This window comes from Stenotrophomonas sp. 80084_Sma (genome assembly GCF_056481995.1).
Window position 1 is genome coordinate 2,488,953 of sequence record NZ_CM151177.1, and the last position, 17,325, is coordinate 2,506,277.

At 64.4% G+C, this 17,325-nt stretch carries 17 protein-coding genes; 7 read left to right on the forward strand and 10 right to left on the reverse strand.

Features of this window, described 5'->3' with window-relative positions; translation table 11 throughout:
• Nucleotide 1 precedes the first annotated feature (1 nt).
• Entirely contained in the window at nt 2-1,165 is a 1,164-nt protein-coding gene (locus ACZK3W_RS11605) for an alcohol dehydrogenase catalytic domain-containing protein (protein ID WP_197615218.1), read from the reverse strand.
• A 147-nt stretch (nt 1,166-1,312) separates the two neighbouring features.
• Here ACZK3W_RS11605 and ACZK3W_RS11610 point away from each other — a divergent pair, with 147 nt between their 5' ends.
• The 3 genes from ACZK3W_RS11610 to ACZK3W_RS11620 all read left to right on the forward strand — a co-directional run bounded on the left by ACZK3W_RS11610 (nt 1,313) and on the right by ACZK3W_RS11620 (nt 2,795).
• The gene (locus ACZK3W_RS11610) at nt 1,313-1,501 is read left to right on the forward strand and encodes a hypothetical protein (protein ID WP_081352294.1); all 189 of its coding nucleotides are present in this window, start codon (nt 1,313-1,315) and stop codon (nt 1,499-1,501) included.
• 100 nt (nt 1,502-1,601) lie between these two features.
• Nucleotides 1,602-2,240, forward strand: coding sequence for a DUF6766 family protein (locus tag ACZK3W_RS11615; protein WP_197615163.1), 639 nt, complete (start codon nt 1,602-1,604; stop codon nt 2,238-2,240).
• A 3-nt stretch (nt 2,241-2,243) separates the two neighbouring features.
• Complete coding sequence (locus ACZK3W_RS11620) at nt 2,244-2,795, forward strand: isochorismatase family protein (protein ID WP_197615164.1); 552 nt, start codon at nt 2,244-2,246, stop codon at nt 2,793-2,795.
• A gap of 24 nt (nt 2,796-2,819) precedes the next feature.
• Here ACZK3W_RS11620 and ACZK3W_RS11625 read toward each other — a convergent pair whose 3' ends face one another.
• Nucleotides 2,820-3,053, reverse strand: a complete 234-nt coding sequence (locus tag ACZK3W_RS11625; RefSeq protein WP_049422290.1) for a hypothetical protein — start codon at nt 3,051-3,053, stop codon at nt 2,820-2,822.
• 320 nt (nt 3,054-3,373) lie between these two features.
• Nucleotides 3,374-4,261 carry a LysR substrate-binding domain-containing protein gene (locus tag ACZK3W_RS11630; RefSeq protein WP_197615165.1) on the reverse strand — a complete coding sequence of 296 codons (888 nt, stop codon included), beginning with the start codon at nt 4,259-4,261 and terminating at the stop codon, nt 3,374-3,376.
• Nucleotides 4,262-4,429: 168 nt separating this feature from the next.
• Here ACZK3W_RS11630 and ACZK3W_RS11635 point away from each other — a divergent pair, with 168 nt between their 5' ends.
• The 4 genes from ACZK3W_RS11635 to ACZK3W_RS11650 are packed head-to-tail and all read left to right on the forward strand — an operon-like array spanning nt 4,430 to nt 8,193.
• Nucleotides 4,430-5,659: an MFS transporter gene (locus ACZK3W_RS11635; RefSeq protein ID WP_197615166.1), complete on the forward strand. Its 1,230-nt coding sequence runs from the start codon at nt 4,430-4,432 to the stop codon at nt 5,657-5,659.
• An 11-nt stretch (nt 5,660-5,670) separates the two neighbouring features.
• On the forward strand, nt 5,671-6,657 hold the full coding sequence (locus ACZK3W_RS11640; protein WP_197615167.1) for an aldo/keto reductase: 987 nt from the start codon (nt 5,671-5,673) through the stop codon (nt 6,655-6,657).
• Between the two features lie 25 nt (nt 6,658-6,682).
• Entirely contained in the window at nt 6,683-7,159 is a 477-nt protein-coding gene (locus ACZK3W_RS11645; protein ID WP_189719432.1) for a (R)-mandelonitrile lyase, read from the forward strand.
• Nucleotides 7,156-8,193, forward strand: a complete 1,038-nt coding sequence (locus ACZK3W_RS11650; RefSeq protein WP_197615168.1) for a dienelactone hydrolase family protein — start codon at nt 7,156-7,158, stop codon at nt 8,191-8,193. Before ACZK3W_RS11645 ends, ACZK3W_RS11650 begins: the two co-directional genes overlap by 4 nt.
• Before the next feature lie 21 nt (nt 8,194-8,214).
• Here ACZK3W_RS11650 and ACZK3W_RS11655 read toward each other — a convergent pair whose 3' ends face one another.
• The 7 genes from ACZK3W_RS11655 to ACZK3W_RS11685 form a co-directional block, all read right to left on the reverse strand.
• A complete protein-coding gene (locus ACZK3W_RS11655) occupies nt 8,215-10,098 on the reverse strand; it encodes a PepSY domain-containing protein (protein WP_197615169.1) in 1,884 nt (627 codons plus the stop codon).
• A gap of 46 nt (nt 10,099-10,144) precedes the next feature.
• Nucleotides 10,145-12,601: a TonB-dependent siderophore receptor gene (locus ACZK3W_RS11660; RefSeq protein ID WP_478449919.1), complete on the reverse strand. Its 2,457-nt coding sequence runs from the start codon at nt 12,599-12,601 to the stop codon at nt 10,145-10,147.
• Between the two features lie 108 nt (nt 12,602-12,709).
• Nucleotides 12,710-13,753: a FecR domain-containing protein gene (locus ACZK3W_RS11665; protein WP_197615171.1), complete on the reverse strand. Its 1,044-nt coding sequence runs from the start codon at nt 13,751-13,753 to the stop codon at nt 12,710-12,712.
• Nucleotides 13,750-14,352, reverse strand: coding sequence for an RNA polymerase sigma factor (locus ACZK3W_RS11670; RefSeq protein ID WP_478449920.1), 603 nt, complete (start codon nt 14,350-14,352; stop codon nt 13,750-13,752). The genes ACZK3W_RS11665 and ACZK3W_RS11670 overlap by 4 nt, the downstream gene beginning before the upstream one ends.
• A gap of 204 nt (nt 14,353-14,556) precedes the next feature.
• A complete protein-coding gene (locus tag ACZK3W_RS11675) occupies nt 14,557-15,237 on the reverse strand; it encodes a DUF3313 family protein (RefSeq protein ID WP_180837104.1) in 681 nt (226 codons plus the stop codon).
• Nucleotides 15,238-15,502: 265 nt separating this feature from the next.
• The gene (locus ACZK3W_RS11680) at nt 15,503-15,913 is read right to left on the reverse strand and encodes a hypothetical protein (protein ID WP_258015728.1); all 411 of its coding nucleotides are present in this window, start codon (nt 15,911-15,913) and stop codon (nt 15,503-15,505) included.
• Nucleotides 15,914-16,088: 175 nt separating this feature from the next.
• Nucleotides 16,089-17,207, reverse strand: a complete 1,119-nt coding sequence (locus ACZK3W_RS11685) for an AraC family transcriptional regulator (RefSeq protein ID WP_263010003.1) — start codon at nt 17,205-17,207, stop codon at nt 16,089-16,091.
• Nucleotides 17,208-17,325 lie beyond the last annotated feature (118 nt).

The following is a 17,325-nucleotide window of genomic DNA, read 5'->3' on the forward strand; positions in this document are numbered from 1 at the left end:
CTCAAGGTGTCAATACGATCTTGCGGCAGTCGTCGTCCTTGGCATCAAACATTGCATAGCCTTGCGCTGCATCGGCCAGGCGCATCCGGTGCGAGATGATGTCACCCGGGTCCAGCTTTCCTTCCATGATTGCGTCGAGCAGTTCCGGCATCAGTCCCTGCACATGGGTCTGCCCCATCTTGAACGTCAGCCCCTTGTCGAACGCGTCACCCAGCAGGAAGCCATGGATGAAGCCGGCGTAGACGCCTGGGATGCTGACCACCCCGCCGCGGCGTGCTGCCGCGATGCACTGCCGGATCGCCACGCCGCTGCTGCCTTCCAGTTTCACGGCGGTCAATGCTGACTCCAGCGCACTGCCCTCGGCCTCGAAGCCTACCGCCTCAATGCAAGCGTCCACGCCCCGCCCGCTGGTCTGGGTAAGGATGTAGTCCGCCGGGTCTTCGGTCGCCTTGAAGTCAATGGGCGTAACACCGTAAGCACGGCGCGCGTAGTCCAGGCGGTAACGAAGATGGTCGACCATGAAGATGGTCTCCGCCCCCAGCAGCCGGCAGCAGGCCGCGCTCATCAGCCCTACCGGGCCCGCACCGAAGATGGCCACCGTTGAGCCCGGCTTCACCCCTGCGTTCAGCGCGGCCTGGTAGCCGGTGGGGAGGATGTCAGACAGGAACAGGACCTGCTCGTCGGCTACGCCTTCCGGAATACGTAGCGGGCCCACATTCGCCTTGGGCACTCGCACGAACTCCGCTTGGCCACCGGCAACCCCGCCATACAGATGGCTGTATCCGAACAGCGCGGCCGGCGGCAGAAGGCCCTTCTGATTCAGCGCGGCGCCCTTGCCGGTATTGGTGGTTTCGCAGGCGGCATACTCGGCCAGCCGACAGTGGAAGCACTCACCACAGGCGATCACGAAGGGAATCACCACCCGATCCCCCGGGTTGACCTGGGTGACGCCGCTGCCGACCTCTTCCACGACGCCCATGAATTCGTGGCCCAGCACATCGCCGTCGTGCAGATCGGGAATCTTGCCCCTATACAGATGCAGGTCCGAGCCGCAGATGGCGGTAGCGGTAACACGCAGGATCAGATCGTCGTCAGCCGCCAGTACCGGGTCCGGCACGGTCTCGACACGTACATCCTTGCGGCCGTGGTAGGTCAATGCCTGCATCGCGCTTCTCCAGCAAGAGGGGGTTCCAGCATCGCAACACCCCCTCCCCCTGCGGTGACATCCCGGTGTGCATGGTGTTCATTTCGCGACGTCACCGCGTTAACCGGATTGATTGCACGCTTCAACCTCCTGCTGCAGGAGCAACCCATGACCGACAAACTCCCCTTCAATCCGACCACGGACGTGGATGATCAGTCGAAGGCACATACGCCGGACAAGCGGCGCAATGATCGAGCCAAGTGGAAGGAGCACGACATGCCCGACGATGGCGATGGGCCCAAGGCTGTACCCGAGGACTACGAGCGTCCTGATCCCGATCCCACAGGGAAACGTTGAGACCACATCACATTCTGGATGCGCAGCAATCACAAGTCATGGCGCTGCGACCGCGCAAGCTTCATGCATGGTCTCTGGAACAGCCTGAACGAGGTGTTGCATGTGGAAGCGCAACGGTCTCTCGCTGGTGCTGCTTGTGCTCACCGTCGTATTCATTGGTGGGCAGGCAATTGCGGGACATCACGTGCACAACCAGGAGCTGGTGCAGCACGGACGCACGCCGATCGATCTCTGGCACTACCTGGCAACCGGGCATTTCGTCAGCGCCACATTTGAGAACTGGGAGAGCGAATTCCTGCAGATGGGGATGTACGTGCTTCTGACGGTCAGCCTGCGCCAGCGCGGTTCGGCCGAATCGCGGCCCTTGGACCCTGCGCAGGAACAGAATCGCATCGAGCCGGGGCCGACGCCTTGGCCCTTCAGGCGTGGTGGCGCATGGAAAGTCATCTACGGGCACTCGCTTGCGATCGCCTTCGGCCTGTTGTTCCTGACCAGCTTTACGCTGCACGCATTGGGAAGCTGGCGAGCCGAACAAGCCGAGCAGCAGCTGCAGGGCCTGCCAGTGCCGGGCTTTCTCGAGCACCTGGCCAGCAGCACGTTCTGGTTCGAATCCATGCAGAACTGGCAAAGTGAGTTTCTGGCCGTGCTGTCTCTGGTTGTGCTGACCATCTTCCTGCGCCAGAAGGATTCGCCACAGTCCAAGCCGGTCGAAGCGCCCCATGCCCAGACAGGAGATTGAGGCATGGCACGTGCCCCTTCTACCGCCCTGCTGATCATCGACATGTTCAGTCGTTTCGACTTCCCAGGTGCAGATGCGCTGGCGCCAGCGGCAGAGAAGGCGGCCCGGCAGATCCGCCGCCTGAGAGACCACTTCGATGACCAAGGGTGGCCAGTCATCTATGCCAATGACAACTTCTCAGATTGGAAGCGGGACTTCCGCCAGCAAGTGGAGCAGTGCCAGCGGGACGGGGGGACGGCTGCCCGAATTGCCACAACCCTCTCCCCCCTGCCCGGCCACTATTTCGTGCTCAAGCCCAAGCACTCGGCGTTCCTCGCCAGTCCCTTGCCGATTCTGCTGGCCAAGCTGGGAGTACGCCGTCTTTGCCTCACTGGCATGACGGCCGACTCGTGTGTCCTGGCCACGGCGCTGGACGCCAACGCCAGGGAGTTCGAGGTCGTGGTGGCATTGGAAGCTGTGGCGGCGATGCCCTCCCAGAAACGGCGTGCACTGGCAGTGCTGGTGAACTCGGGTGCAGCCCGGGTCGCTGGACTTTCGTCGCTGGTCTCTGCGTAATCGGCAGGGTCAAACCGAGGCAGCTCAGGCCCGGTCCGCTACACCTTGTACACCGGCATGACCGGCGCAATGTGCACAGCAGAAGATCTGGCCCTTTCCTTCAACGCCATGTCCGATAACTGCGCAGTCGCAATGTGCACAGCGCGGTGCGAATGCATGGATGGCGCACTCGAACGAATCGAAGGTTCCGCTGCGTCCGCCCTGCTGCAGGGTGAAACTCTTGTCGTAGTTGTTGCCGCAGACATCACAGGTGGCCATGTCGCACCTCTTTGTGCGTAAGGGAGGTGCAGTGTGGTGAGCGCGGGTGTCGGTGGCCGTGAACGCAGCGTGTCCAGGAGGTCCAGAATACGCATTGCAAGGTACTCGTAGAACGTGCCCCGCCCAGTAGACGGGTGGGCTGTCCAAGCGTGCGTTCTGCCTGGTCAAACTCTTGCCGCGTTCTGCATCGGTTGGGATGCGGCACGTTTCCGGATCGGTAGCGAAGAACCCGCACGCGAGGGCCGGCTGCAGGGCGGCGATCCAGTTCCAGTGAGCCCATCGCGGCTGTGATGCCGGACGGTCATCGAGGCAACATCGACCTAGACCCGCAATGCCTCCAGCACCAGGCTGAACGCCGGGGAAGGCTGCCGCCTGCTCGGGTAATACAGATGATAGCCGGGGAACAGCGGGCACCAGTCCTCCAGTACCCGCACCAGGCGGCCGCTTTCCAGATGGGGTGCCAGCTCATCAACGGGCAGATGCACCAGGCCCAGGCCATCAAGCGCGGCATCGACCATGTGCGGTGACGTGCTGAACACCAGCGGGCCATCCACGCGCACATTGATCTCGCGACCCTTCTTCTCGTACTCCCACACATACAGTCCACCGCTGGTGGGAAGACGGATGTTGATGCACCGGTGACCAGTCAGATCGCCCGGCACCTTCGGCATTCCGTGCGCAGCGAAGTAGCCCGGCGTCCCTGCGGTGGCCATGCGCAGGCGTGGGCCGATGGGCAGGGCGACCATGTCCTTGTCGATGGATTCGCCAAGGCGAACACCGGCGTCGAAGCGGTCGGCAACGATGTCACGCAGTGCATAGCTGACATCGAACTCGATGCGGATGTCCGGATAGCGGTGCAGCAGCGGCATCAGCTTGGGCAGCAGCACCGTGCGCAGTACGTGGTCGCCACTGGTGATCCTGATCTGCCCGGCCGGTGTGTCCCTCAATGCAGTAAGAGCTTCGAGCTCCATTTCGATGTCGTCGAAGTGGTTGCCGATCGACTGCAGCAGGCGCTCGCCTGCCGTGGTCGGCGAAACGCTGCGCGTCGTGCGCGTCAGCAGCCGAATACCGAGACTCTCTTCCAGGGTCTTGATGGCCTGACTCAGTGCGGACTGGGTAACCCCCAGCACGCCCGCCGCACGGGTGAAGCTGCCCTCCCGCGCTACGGTCACGAAAGCCAGCAGGTCATTGAAGTTGCGTCGTGCCATGCGTGCAGTGTGTCACAGGGATTGATTAGCGCAACTAATTGACCCATTCGAAATTGATTATCTAATCAAACGCCAGCGTGTGGTCCAGACTGGCCCCCTCCCCCACCACGGGAGGTCCGGCCGCCGGAACCTTCCGCCGTTGTCGCCCTTCTGGGCCTGGATACCTTCATGAGTTCACTCAATCTCCCCCCGGCTGGGGCAGGCATGGCCGCGCCTGTCCGCTCGGCATCCCCCAGGGAATGGGGCGCGGTGTTGGCCCTGTCACTCGGCGCCTTCGCGCTGGTCGCTTCCGAATTCATGCCGGTCAGCCTGCTGACGCCCATCGCCACCGACCTGCAGGTCAGTGAAGGCCAGGCAGGCCAGGCGATCGCGGTGTCCGGTGCATTTGCACTGGTCACCAGCCTGCTGGTCTCGCCACTGGCCGGGCAGCTGGACCGCAAATGGCTGCTGCTGGGCCTCACTACCGCAATGATCCTCTCGGGAACGCTGGCGGCACTGGCGCCCAGCTTCCCGGTGTTCATGCTGGGCCGTGCGCTGATCGGCGTGGCCATCGGTGGCTTCTGGGCCATGTCGGCGGCCACCGCCATGCGCCTGGTTCCTTCGCACCAGGTGCCCCGCGCACTGGCCATCGTCAACGGCGGCAACGCGCTTGCCACGGTCATTGCAGCGCCGATGGGCAGTTACTTCGGCGCCATCATCGGTTGGCGCGGCGCCTTCTTCTCGCTGGTGCCGGTGGCTGTGGTGGCCCTGCTGTGGAAGATCGCTGCGCTGCCATCGATGAAGGCGACCGCCGGGCGCGCTTCGTGGAATGTGTTCTCGCTGTTGAAGCGCCCGCCGGTGGCGTGGGGCATGGTGGGCGTGAGCCTGTTCTTCATGGGCCAGTTCTCGCTGTTCACCTACCTGCGCCCGTTCGTGGAAGCCACGCTGCACGTATCGCCTTCGACGTTGTCGCTGTTGCTGCTGTTGATGGGGGCTGCGGGCCTGGCTGGCACGGTGTTGATCGAGCCCTTCGTGCACAAGGCACTGTTCCGCACACTGGTACTTCTGCCGGCGCTGATGGCCCTGGCGGCTGTGTGCATGATCCTCATCGGCAACACGCTGCCGAGGGTGGCGGTGTTGTTCGCCCTGTGGGGCCTGCTTGGCACGTCGGCGCCCGTGGCGTGGTGGTCGTGGCTGGCCCGCACCCTGCCCGATGACGGCGAGGCCGGTGGCGGCCTGATGGTGGCCGTGGTGCAGATGGCCATCGCCATCGGTGCGACCGTGGGCGGCCTGCTGCTGGACCACCAGGGCTACCGCGCCACGTTCTGGTTCAGCGCTGTCCTGCTGCTGGGCTCGGTAGTCACATCCTGCATCGCTGCGCGCTCGGCGCAGCACCATCGCCTGCCTGTCCATTCCTGAAGGAGTCCCCCATGCACTACACCTCTCTGGGCCGCTCGGGCCTGAAGATCAGCCGGCTGGGTCTTGGCACCATGAACTTCGGCGAGCTTGCCGACGAGTTAACCAGCTTCGCCATCATGGATGCCGCCGTGGACGCCAGCATCAACTTCTTCGACAGCGCCGACGTCTACGGCGGACCGCAGTCGCCGGACATGGCGCAGGGCTTCGGCCTCTCCGAAGAGATCATCGGGCGCTGGCTCAAGCGCAGTGGCAAGCGTGACGGCCTGGTACTGGCGACCAAGGTGTACCAGCCGATGGGGCTGGGCCCGAATGATCGCCGGCTGTCGGCGTACCACATCCGCCGCGCCTGCGAGGCCAGCCTGCGCCGGCTGCAGACCGACCACATCGATCTGTACCAGATGCACCACGTGGACCGGGCCACGCCATGGGAAGAAATCTGGCAGGCCATGGAACAGCTGATCCGCGAAGGCAAGATCACCTACGTGGGCAGCAGCAACTTTGCCGGCTGGGACATCGCCACCGCACAGGGCGTGGCCACCGCGCGGCACACCTTCGGCCTGGTGGCCGAGCAGAGCCTGTACAACCTGACCCAGCGCACGGTGGAGCTGGAAGTGATCCCGGCGCTGCGCTACCACGGGCTCGGCCTGATCCCCTGGAGCCCGATCGGCATGGGCCTGCTGGGAGGCGTGCTGAAGAAGGTCACCAATGGCCGACGCGCTACCCCGCACCTCCTGCAGCGTATCGAACAGCTGCGCCCGCAGCTGGAAGCGTATGAAGCGTTCTGCGATGAACTGGGTGAGGCGCCCGCCGACGTGGCGCTGGCCTGGCTGCTGCACAACCCGGTGGTGACCACCGCGCTGAGCGGGCCGCGCACGGTGGACCAGCTTTTGCAGAACCTGAAGGCCCCTGCGCTGAAGCTCTCAGATGTTTCACTGGCTCGACTGGATGCGATCTGGCCTGGCCCCGGTGGCGAGGCGCCCAATGCCTACGCCTGGTAATCCCCCAACTCCTGGAGTACTCCCCATGTCCATGCTTCTCGGTACGTTGATATCCATGGCTGCGCCTGCGACCGGCGGCGGCCCGGCCAGCGATGATCTGAGCATAACGCCTGCTGGCAGCGCATCGTCCGTGGCGGGCCCCGCTGACTACTTCACTGGCAACGTGCGCATCGATGGCGGGTTCCAACGCCCTGCGCCGGCACGCGTAGGAGGTGCAACGGTCACCTTTGAGCCCGGCGCACGCACGGCCTGGCACACCCACCCGCTGGGCCAGACCCTCATCGTGACCGCAGGCGTGGGCTGGGTGCAGCAGTGGGGTCAGCCACGGCAGCAGATCCGTCCGGGGGACACCGTGTGGATCGCCCCGGGCGTGAAGCATTGGCATGGTGCAAGTGCCACAGTGGCGATGACCCACATCGCGATTGCCGAGGCGGTGGATGGCAGCCCGGTGACGTGGCTGGAGAAAGTAAGCGACGAACAGTATTCGGAGATGCGCGAATGAAGACGCTGATGCTTTCTCTGGTCCTCGCGGCCATCCCCCTCACTGCAGTTGGACAGGACATGGCCCACGGCGCGGACAACTTCTATCGCAGCACCCAGCTCACCAGCGAGAAGGTGCGCTTCAACAACCAGTACCACATGCAGATCGTCGGCAATCTGTACGTGCCGAAGAACCGCAGGCCTGGGCAAGCATTGCCCGCCATCATCGTGGGCCATCCCATGGGCGCGGTGAAGGAGCAGAGTGCGGATCTCTACGCACAGAAGCTGGCTGAACAAGGCTTCGTGACCCTGGCTATCGACCAGTCATTCTGGGGTGAAAGTGCGGGCGAGCCCCGCAATGCAGTTGCGTCGGACATCTATGCCGAGGCCTTCAGTGCAGCCGTCGATTACCTGGGCACGCAGCCACAGGTGGATCGCGAACGGATCGGCGTGCTTGGCATCTGCGGCAGTGGCAGTTTCGTGATCAGTGCGGCCAAGATCGACCCGCGCATGAAAGCCATTGCTACCGTCAGCATGTACGACATGGGCGCTGCGAACCGCAGTGCCCTCAACCGCTCGCAGAGCGTTGAGCAGCGCAAGGCCGTGATTGCTGCTGCCGCGCGCCAGCGTTGGGTCGAAGCCGAGGGCGGCGCCGCACAGTACACCTCCGGCACAGTGCATAGGCTTGAGGCAGATACTCATCCGATCCAGCGCGAGTTCTACGACTTCTACCGCACTTCGCGCGGCGAGTTCACGCCGACTGGTTCATCACCGCAGCTCACCACCCACCCGACGCTGACCAGCAACGTGAAGTTCATGAACTTCTATCCGTTCAACGACATCGAGACCATCTCCCCGCGTCCGATGTTGTTCATTTCGGGTGATCAGGCGCATTCAAAGGAATTCAGCGAGGAGGCCTACCGACTGGCGGGACAGCCGAAGGAACTGCTGTGGGTGAAGGGTGCAGGCCACGTGGATCTGTATGACCGGACCGATCTGATTCCGTTTGCAGCGCTGGGGGCGTTCTTCCGGAAGAGCCTGGACGGAAGCATGTGACAGGCCAACGCCCGCCTGGCCTCACCCCGTCCGCAGCACTGCCACCAGCACCCCCATCAGGGCACTCCCCGTCGCGAGACTCAGCCACACCCTCCCCACCCTGCGGGCGCTGAAAACGCCCACAGCAACAGCAATGAACAGCACGAACCCCAGCAGTGAACTGGCCAGGACCGAAACGGACGTCCTCACCCCGACCAGCACGGGCAACAACAACGCCAGCGCCGTAGCGGTAACCGCGGTGAACACGTAGCCGCCCAGCGAGGCGGCCAGCACGCGGCTCGCCACCTGCCAGCGATAGGCCGCTTCCCGCCCAGCCGGAGGCTTGGCAGTGCGCGTAACCTCCTGTGCCCGTGGCCAGCGGCGCTGCAGCATCAGGGCCATTCTTGCCAGCATCAACCCGAATGCCAGTGCGACCAGCTCCACGCCGGCCTGCTGCCACGCGCCCCGCTGCAGATACATCAGCAGCCCCTGCCCGGTGGTTGCCATGTTCACCAGCGGCAGCGCCAGGCACAGTGCTGCAGCCAGCCACAACTGCTCGATCCAGGCCAGGCGCGGTGGGCGCCACAGCGCGTGCAGCACCGAGGCAGCGCAGGCAGCAAGAAAAATGCGTATTTCCCATGCGCTGCGATCGCTCATTCCCAATGGCAGCAACCGATTGCCATGCAGGTAGACGATGCTTGCCAGCGCCACCCCGGCCAGCGATGCCACGTTGAAGGCTTCCACGCAGCGGTAGATGCCCGCCGTGGCCGCGCCGAACTCATGCTCGCTGCGCTTGCGCCGCTTGATGGAGAACAGCAGCGTGCCGATGGCGATCATCGCCGTGCCCAGCAGGCCGCTGATGAAGTACAGCCACTTCATCGGCCAGCCGCCGAAATCGGCCTTGTGCAGTGCTTCGATGGTTTCGTGCACCTGTACGGCACCAATGACATGCGGATGTGCACCATGCTGTTGCAGCAGCGCGCCGCTGGCAGCATCGAACGTCACCCGGCTGGCCTCGGTCAGCAGATGCCTGTCTGCGCGCCCCACGGGCTTGCGACCGATCACCTCCACCACGCTGTGCACGGTGCCGGGCGCCTGGATCACGATCAGTGCCGGTGGCTGCCCGCTGATGGCGTGCGCGCGTGCCAGCAGTTGCTGCACGTCCGGCAGTTGCGCGGTGGATACCAGGATGCCCGGCGGAGCTGGCTGCACAGGCGCCAGCTCGGCTTCGTAGCGCGCATAGGCGTCATCGGCATCGCCATAGGCCGCATGCACCGGCCACGGCAGAAAGCTGCTGTAGAAGAAGGTCAGCCCGGTGTAGCCGATCATGAACAGGAACGGCAGGGTCAGCACGGCACTCAGGTTGTGCGCATCCAGCCAACTGCGCTGTCCCTTGCCCGGGCGGAAGGTGAAGAAGTCCTTGAAGATGCGTTTATGCACCACCACGCCGGACACCAGCGCCAGCAGCATGCAGGCGGTGATCCAGCCGACCAGCCAGTAGCCGGCCATGCCGCCGTGCAGGGTGTAATGGAAGGACATGAAGTTGCGCCCGCCTTCGGTTTCCCGAAGACGAGGTGGAGGCTGTGGCATGCCGGCGCGGGCATCCACCCAGCGTTCGTGCGCAGTGCCGTCGCCATCCTCCCATGACAGCTCCAGCGGCCAGCCGTGCTGCGCAGGCCAACGGATCTGCCATGCCCGGGCATCGGCGGCGTTGGCGGCCAGCCAGTGCTGCGCACGCACCGCCTGCGTTGCGGTGTCCACCGCTGGCGAGGACACCGGCACGGGGCCGGCCTCCATCCATCGCGTGATCGGCTCACGGAACACGCTGAGCGTGCCGGTCAGGAAAATCGCGCACAACAACCAGCCACAGGTGAGGCCGCACCAGGTGTGCAGCCACGACATGCTCTGCCGAAAGCCCGCTTTCATGCCTGCCCCGTGGCGGGCAGGCCGTTGCCCCGCCGGTTGCGGAAGGTCACAGCGAGCCGCGCAGCGTCAGCATCACATTGCGGGGTTCGCCAAAGAAGTTGCCGCGGCGGATCTGGCTGATCATCGCGTAGTAGCGGGTGTCGAACAGGTTGGCCACGTTGACGCCTACGCTCCAGCGCGGATTGATCCGGTAGCCGGCCCGCAGGTCCCACACGGCACGTCCCGCTGCGCCCATGCGCCAGTCCGGGTCGTCGTAGGCCGGATAGGAGTAGCTGCTCTGTGCCGATACACCACCGCCCACGGAGAACGCGTTCCACTTGCCCGGCAGCTGGTAGGACGTCGACAGGCGCAGCAGGTGGCGGGGCGTCTCGGCGCTGATGGTCGCGCCCTCATCGTCGCGGCTGGTGACGTGGGTATAGCCCGCCATCATCTGCCAGCCCGGCGCCAGTTCGCCGCTGGCCTCCAGCTCAAAGCCCTTGCTGCGCAGCTTGCCGCCATTGCGGTAGCAATCGGACGACGCCAGCGAGCCACGGCAGCTGCCCGGGTCGGATTCGTCCACCACGGCGTTGCCGGTCTTGCGGATGGAGAACACTGCGGCGGAGACATTCAGGCGGCCATCGTTCAACTCACCCTTCACGCCCAGCTCGTAGTTGGCGCCGATGGCCGGATCCAGCACCGAGCCGGACGCGGTGACGTACGAGCTCTGCGGCTGGAAGGTATCGGCGTAGCTGGCATAGACCGACCATTGCGGACCCAGGTCGTAGACAAGGCCGGCGTACGGGGTGAATTCGTGCTTCTGTTCGTAGTCGCGGCTCTTGGCGCCGGTGAAGCCATCGCTGGACTGGTACTTCACCCAGCTCAGCCGGCCACCCAGCGTGAGGTGCAGCGGTTCTGCCAGCTGCAGACGCAGGTTGCTGTACACGCCGCTCTGCTGGGCGCGGGCGTTTTCTGACCAGTCCCACGCGGGCTGCATCGGCTGCGCAATGGCGCTGTGGTCGGGTGCGTAGACATTGATCGGCACGTCGATGGCCAGGTCCGCCGAGCTCTGGCGGGTACGCTGGCGCGACCACATCGCGCCCAGCAGCAGCTGATGGCTGCGGCCGAAGGCGTCGAAACTGCCGGTGGTGTGCAGGTCGATGCCATCACTACGCACGCGCGAGCGGTTGAAATAGATGTCATAGAAGCGCGAACCGATGCCGGTGGCGCGGTCCACCCCGCCCAGCGGAACCGCGACACGCTGGTCCAGGTCCGACTCGGTGCGGTTCACCGACAGGCGTGCCTTCCAGCGTTCGTTGAAGCGGTGCTCCGCCTCTGCAAAGGCTTCGTCGACGGAGCCCTCCTGCCGGTTCCAGTCCTGGATGAGCGAGGTGGAACGCTTGATGTCCAGCGCACCGCCATCGGTGTAGCGCGGCAGGCCGAACAGCCAGTAGCCGTCGGTGTCACTGGCCTGATGGCGCAGGCCGAAGGTCAGCGTGGTATCCGTGCCCAGATCGGCATCGATCACCCCATAGGCCACCGGCGTCTTCGATGAGGTGCCCCGCTGGAAGTAATCGCGGTCCTGGTAGGCGGCGACCAGTCGGCCGCGCACGCTGCCGGCGGCATTGAGCGGGCCACCGCCATCGACTTCGACACGGTAGTTGTCCCACGAGCCCACGGTTGCGGCCAGATCCAGATGAGCCTGGTCGCGCGGGCGCTTGCGCACCATGTTGATTGCTCCGCTGGGGTCGGCTGCACCCAGCATCATGCCACCAGCACCGCGCAGCACTTCAACGCGCTCCAGTACCGCGGTGTCGATCGGCAGCCAACCCACGGGCGCATAGACGATGCCGGCCACGCCGTCGACCAGATAGTTGCTGTCGTCCACGGTAAAGCTGCGGATCGAGAACTTGTGGTTGCCGAAGTTGCGGGCGGTCTTGGTCACACCCGTGGTCTGCGCCAGGGCCTCGTCCAGCGTGGTGAGGTTGCGGTCGTCCAGCTGCTGGCGGGTGATCACGCTGACCGACTGCGGGGTCTGGCGGATGCTCTGCCCCAGCTTGCCCAGGCTCAGTTCACGTGCCGTGTAAGCGCCATCGCTTGGGGCATTGGCGGTCACGTTCACGGTCTGCAGGGTGGTCTGGGCCTCCTTGCTGCGCGCAGGTGTTGCTGCTTCCTGGGCCAGGGTGAACACGCCCGGACGGGTGGCATTGACACGCACGCCACTCCCCTCCAGCAGGCGCGCCAGTGCGTCCTGTGGCGTGTAGCTGCCGGTCAAGGCCGGGGCGCGACGGCCCGCCACCGCCGATTCGCTGAACAGCACCTGCTGCCGGGACTGCTCGGAAAAGCGGCGCAGTGCGGCATCCAGCGGTTGCGCCGGAATATCGAACTGCACGCGCGCAGCCGGCTGCGCCTGTGCAATGGTCGGCGCTGCCAGCGCGCTGGAAATGCACAGTGCCAGCAACGGCAGCCGCTTGGCGTGTACCCCCGTAGAGAACGCGCCAGCAACAAGTGCGCGCTTGATCTTCATGTACCCCATTACCGCTCCATCATGCTTGGCCGCTACTGGCCTCACTGGGGTAAACGGAAAATGGCGGTGGGGTGGGAACCCGCGCCGGAAGAAATTTTCGTTCCGGCGTCAGCGGGTGACAGGCCGTTCGTCGATGCGATAGCCGCCCTGGGCAGTGCGGGTCACCTGCACGGGCAACAGATCCGGCAGCGCTTCCAGGAAGGTGGCCGGGGCATCGGTGGCTGCGTAGCCGGAGACCGGCAGGAACTTCAGCCCTGGCTGGCCCAACGTGACGGGATGGCCCAGATACTGCCCGACCTCCTGCGCCACTTCGTCCAGCGGGGTGCGCCGGAACACCAGGCGTCCATTGCGCCAACCGCCAATGCTGTCTGCGCTTGCGGCGATGGGGCGATAAGCAGCGGTGAGCGTGGTAACGGCCAGGCCCTGTTCGGCGCGCAGGCTGACCGGCGAGGCACCTTCGGCGCGATCCGGCTGCACCCGCACGTGCCCATGCAGCACCTTGACCACGACTTCGCCCGGCCCATTGCGCACATTGAAGGCCGTGCCGACCACCGTCACCCGGCTGCGCTGGGCATCGACGGTGAAGGGTCGGTCGGCCGCCGGGGCGACCTCGAAGAACGCCTCGCCCTGGCTGAGCACCACTTCACGACGGGACCCATAGAAATGCACCGCCAGCGTGCTGCGTGCATTGAGTGAAATCCGTGAGCCGTCCGGCAATTGAAGATCACGTATCTCGCCCGCACCGGTGGCCACGTCCTGTACGTAGCTGGGCGCGGTGTACCAACCGTAGCCGACGTACCCCAAGGCCAGCATTGCCGCGGCGGCAGCCGCCGCAATGCGGGGCAGGCGCCACGAGCGTGCACGCCGCGCCGCCCTGCCCCGCCGTAGAGCGGCAGGTGCAGGTACTGCTGGGGTGATCACCGCATGCGCGTCCGAGGCCAGTACGGGGCGTGGCAGCAGGCCCAGGTCGTTCCAGGTTCTGGTCACATCGGCGAACGCCTGTCGATGTGCTTCGCTCCCGGCCAGCCAGTGCTGCAGGGCCGCCTCGTCCTTCGGTTGCCAGTCCGCATCCTGCCGCCGTACCAGCCACGCGGCCGCCGCCTCATGCAGGGCAAACGGGTCGGAACCTGCGGCAGAAGGGAGATCGGTCATCGGTAGGGAAAATCAGCATCGATGGCAGGCGCCAACGCCTCGCCCGCCTTGGTCGGGCGATGCAGTTCCTGCATCTGTGCCAGAGACGCATAGCGTACCCGCACTTCGCAGTAGGCAACCGCTCGCGACAGGTGCTTGACCACCATGCGGCGGGAGATCTGCATGCGAGCGGCCACGTCCTCCTGGGTCAGCCCATCGAAGCGGCAGAGCACGAAGGCCTCGCGTTGACGTTCCGGCAGCTCGGCCAGCGCTTCTCGCAGGCGCTCCAGGCGCTGCCGCTGGGCGCTGAGCTGCAACGGGCACTGTGATTCATCGCTGGTGATGGCTTGGCCCGCATCCTCGGCATCTGCCAGTGGCAGGGTCTGGAGACGGCGACCTGCGGTGTGCTCACGATACTCATCGGCCACGGTGTTCATCACCGTTCGCCGGAAATAGGCGCCTTGCTGGTCGCACGAGGCCAGTGCAGGGTTTGCCGCCAGCCATTTGACTGCACCGTCGTGCAGGGCGTCCTCACCGTCCGCACCTCTGACACGCGCAAGGCTGCGCAGAATGGGCCCGCGCCAGCGGGCATAGGCTTTCGCAAGGAGGTTGCCGCCCATTGGCGAGGCGTCTTCCGGAATGCCTGCCTCCGTGGACGAGGCCCGATCTGCGTTGCTGCCCGTGCCCCGGCCTAGCGTGGACACATCACCCTCAGGGCAAATGCCTGCGGTCTGCACAGGTGGGGCGGGGAATTCACGTTGGGAGCCGGAGTTCTGGCCGCCATAGGCGGCGGAAGGGGTGGGATGCCGCAAGTGTAGTGAGAGTCATTTGCAATTGGAACTCCCTACCCCCTCCCTTTCCTGCAGCCGCGGTTCGGATGAGGCCTGGGAACCGGGGTGAAGCGCACGGCAGTTGCGCTCTCCGGGAAGCTGCCGTGATCGCACCATTGGCGCGATGAACTCCACCGCCTCAATCGCGAACCGGCCTGCAAGCGCCTTGGCATGACCGTCCGGGGTGTAGCTTTTCCGGATGTCCCTCATATCGGCTTCGTCGGCGAGCAGCAGCAGTGCTACCTGCCTGCCAGTGCCTGCGTCGATCGCCTCGATCTCGAGGGAAAGCTGCCCCTTGCTCACCGGCCCCATCAGGACCGATGTGGCAATGTTCAGGCCGACAGACACCTCCTTCACCGAGGTGATCCTTGCAAGCAGCAACAGCCCCGTTCCCGGTCGCCCTGCCCCACTCCGGCCCAGGCGCCTGTCGATCTGCCGCTGCAGCTGACTGCTTACGGCAGCCTTGAGGCGATCACCGACGCCCGGGCTCAGCGTTGCAGCCACCTCTGGCATCAGCAGGACGGGGGCGAGAGTCACCGTCTGGAAGTGCCCGTGCGTGCTACCCGCTGGCACGATCTCCATCCGACGCTCCCCGTGGATGCTGAGACCTGCATAGGTCCTGGCCTGGTTTGACCTGACCACATGCACCGGACTGCATGCGGCCAGCAACAGCATTCCCACTCCTGCGAGGAGCCGCGGAACCCGCCGCCACAAGCTGCCTTTCGCGACGCGTCCGGAACCGGATGTTCTGGCCAGAGTGGCAGTTCGATCGCCGCCTGATGAATGACGACGGCAGCAGGGAATTGCAGAGTGCATGACTTTCACAGGTTGAGTGGAACGGAATCAATCGAGGTCGAACATCCCCCATGTGCGGGGCTCGCCTTGGCCGGTCCGGAATGCCGGGCCCGACGATTGCAGGGTGTCGGCAGGATGTCGGCAATCACCAATGCAACATGTGCTTCGGATCGAACAGCACGCACGACACTGCCATGATGATCACGACAAGCACCGCGAATCCTGTGGCAATGGCGCCTCTGAGAAATCCAATCCGGATGAGGATGTGCTTCAACAGGGCCACCTCGCCAAGCAGCAGGACAAAGAGAAGTCCTGCTTGTGCTGCGGCAAGCAGTGCATAGACCAATGCCCAGCACCCCCATGCGATGGCCGCCACACGAATGACGGACGCCGGAAGGTCCATCAGCAGCCCCACCACGATCAGCATCGTCACCGCAATGGTGATCGTGCGCATGTTCTCAGCCACGTTCTTCAACGTAGCGCCTTCCCGCGCCAATCGATCGACCTCAAGGAATCTCGCCGCGAGTTTCGATTCAAACAGCCGTATGCGCTTCATGGTTCTACCCAGGTGAAGGAGGGGTGGCTGGAGAGGACTGCACACGCACTGGTGCAATGGACTACAGACGCGCAACCACCACCGGCAGCACGGCCCGGCGGCAGCCCCGACGTCATTGGGTGGCCCGGTCTCTACCGATGGCTACCCGCCGTGCTGGAACCAGGGTGGATGCTGTCTACCTGGATTCCCGGAACTCGGTTGGCAGGCAACCCGCCCAACGCTTGAATGCGCGGCGGAATGCACGGGCGTCGGAATATCCAACCGCGTCTGCAATTTCGGCGATGCTCAACTCTGAGTTCAGCAGGAGATCGCGGGCCCGCTCATACCTCGCTTCGTCCCGAATCTCCCTATAACTGGAATCCTGGCGGCTCAGGCGGCGGCGGAGCGTTCTTTCACTGACATTGATCAGGCTCGCAAGTTCGCTCTGCTTGGTCGTTGACTCGATATCACATCGAAGGTGGCTCGACAGGGATTCAACAATCTCATTGCGGCCCCCTCGCGTTGGAAGAAGTGAATCCAACTGCTCTCGGACAATTCTTGAATTGACCCGATCGAAACCGGGCAAGCGCGCGCTCAGCCAATGTGAGTCTATGGTCAGGCGATTGACGCCAGCATCGAAGCGGACAGGGCACTGGAAGAATCGTCGATAGACTTCAGGATCAGAGGGCTTGGGGAGTGAGAAATCAACCCTGAGTGGCGCGAATGATGGTCCAATTACGTATCTGCTGACCGCAACGAATCCGGCGAACGCGTCCTCGACCAGCACCGACTCCAGTTGAATGTCGAATCGTTTGAACCGGACTTCCATCCTCACTTCCCTTCCCACCTCCTCCACCGTGTGGATCAGCATCGAGCCGATGGCTTGCTGATGGGTGAGGCCGTACGTCAGTGCATCGCCGTAGGTCTCGCAGGTGAGCATTGCCAATCCGGGTACGCCCCAGGAAATGGGCGTCTGTCTGGCTCCCAGTGCCAGGCCCAGCGCAGGTTCGCCCAGCAAACGCTCAGCCCGCATGAACAACTGGCGCATCTGGCGGTAGGACAGCCTCACGTCCCTCATTGATAGATCGCGATAAGTGAAGCCGAGCCCGCGGCATAGCTCTTCCGGAGAGAACCCCCGGTCCTCGACCAAGCCGAGGATTGCCCTCGCCCCGGTAGGCACTATCTCGGCAATCTGCGATTCGCTTGCGGCGTTTGGATCTTCAGAAGCCTGGAGACCGGCAGCATCCAGCGCGGGATCCTCGCCGGCGACAGGCCAGTCCTTGAATGCCGGCAAATTCTTGGGGATAGGGGCCATCACGTCTTCGAAAGGTAGTGCGACGCCCACATAGTCGGGCCGCCAGGGGACCTGTTTCAACGTGGCGGACACATTCTGGCCTTTTGGGTCCCCTGCCCGACCTCCAATGTCCCTTTGA

Coding starts and splice junctions, on each gene's coding strand:
- ACZK3W_RS11605 (WP_197615218.1), bottom strand. CDS start 1,165: ATGCAGGCATTGACCTACCACGGCCGCAAGGATGTACGTGTCGAGACC.
- ACZK3W_RS11610 (WP_081352294.1), top strand. CDS start 1,313: ATGACCGACAAACTCCCCTTCAATCCGACCACGGACGTGGATGATCAG.
- ACZK3W_RS11615 (WP_197615163.1), top strand. CDS start 1,602: ATGTGGAAGCGCAACGGTCTCTCGCTGGTGCTGCTTGTGCTCACCGTC.
- ACZK3W_RS11620 (WP_197615164.1), top strand. CDS start 2,244: ATGGCACGTGCCCCTTCTACCGCCCTGCTGATCATCGACATGTTCAGT.
- ACZK3W_RS11625 (WP_049422290.1), bottom strand. CDS start 3,053: ATGGCCACCTGTGATGTCTGCGGCAACAACTACGACAAGAGTTTCACC.
- ACZK3W_RS11630 (WP_197615165.1), bottom strand. CDS start 4,261: ATGGCACGACGCAACTTCAATGACCTGCTGGCTTTCGTGACCGTAGCG.
- ACZK3W_RS11635 (WP_197615166.1), top strand. CDS start 4,430: ATGAGTTCACTCAATCTCCCCCCGGCTGGGGCAGGCATGGCCGCGCCT.
- ACZK3W_RS11640 (WP_197615167.1), top strand. CDS start 5,671: ATGCACTACACCTCTCTGGGCCGCTCGGGCCTGAAGATCAGCCGGCTG.
- ACZK3W_RS11645 (WP_189719432.1), top strand. CDS start 6,683: ATGTCCATGCTTCTCGGTACGTTGATATCCATGGCTGCGCCTGCGACC.
- ACZK3W_RS11650 (WP_197615168.1), top strand. CDS start 7,156: ATGAAGACGCTGATGCTTTCTCTGGTCCTCGCGGCCATCCCCCTCACT.
- ACZK3W_RS11655 (WP_197615169.1), bottom strand. CDS start 10,098: ATGAAAGCGGGCTTTCGGCAGAGCATGTCGTGGCTGCACACCTGGTGC.
- ACZK3W_RS11660 (WP_478449919.1), bottom strand. CDS start 12,601: ATGAAGATCAAGCGCGCACTTGTTGCTGGCGCGTTCTCTACGGGGGTA.
- ACZK3W_RS11665 (WP_197615171.1), bottom strand. CDS start 13,753: ATGACCGATCTCCCTTCTGCCGCAGGTTCCGACCCGTTTGCCCTGCAT.
- ACZK3W_RS11670 (WP_478449920.1), bottom strand. CDS start 14,352: ATGGGCGGCAACCTCCTTGCGAAAGCCTATGCCCGCTGGCGCGGGCCC.
- ACZK3W_RS11675 (WP_180837104.1), bottom strand. CDS start 15,237: ATGCTGTTGCTGGCCGCATGCAGTCCGGTGCATGTGGTCAGGTCAAAC.
- ACZK3W_RS11680 (WP_258015728.1), bottom strand. CDS start 15,913: ATGAAGCGCATACGGCTGTTTGAATCGAAACTCGCGGCGAGATTCCTT.
- ACZK3W_RS11685 (WP_263010003.1), bottom strand. CDS start 17,207: ATGGCCCCTATCCCCAAGAATTTGCCGGCATTCAAGGACTGGCCTGTC.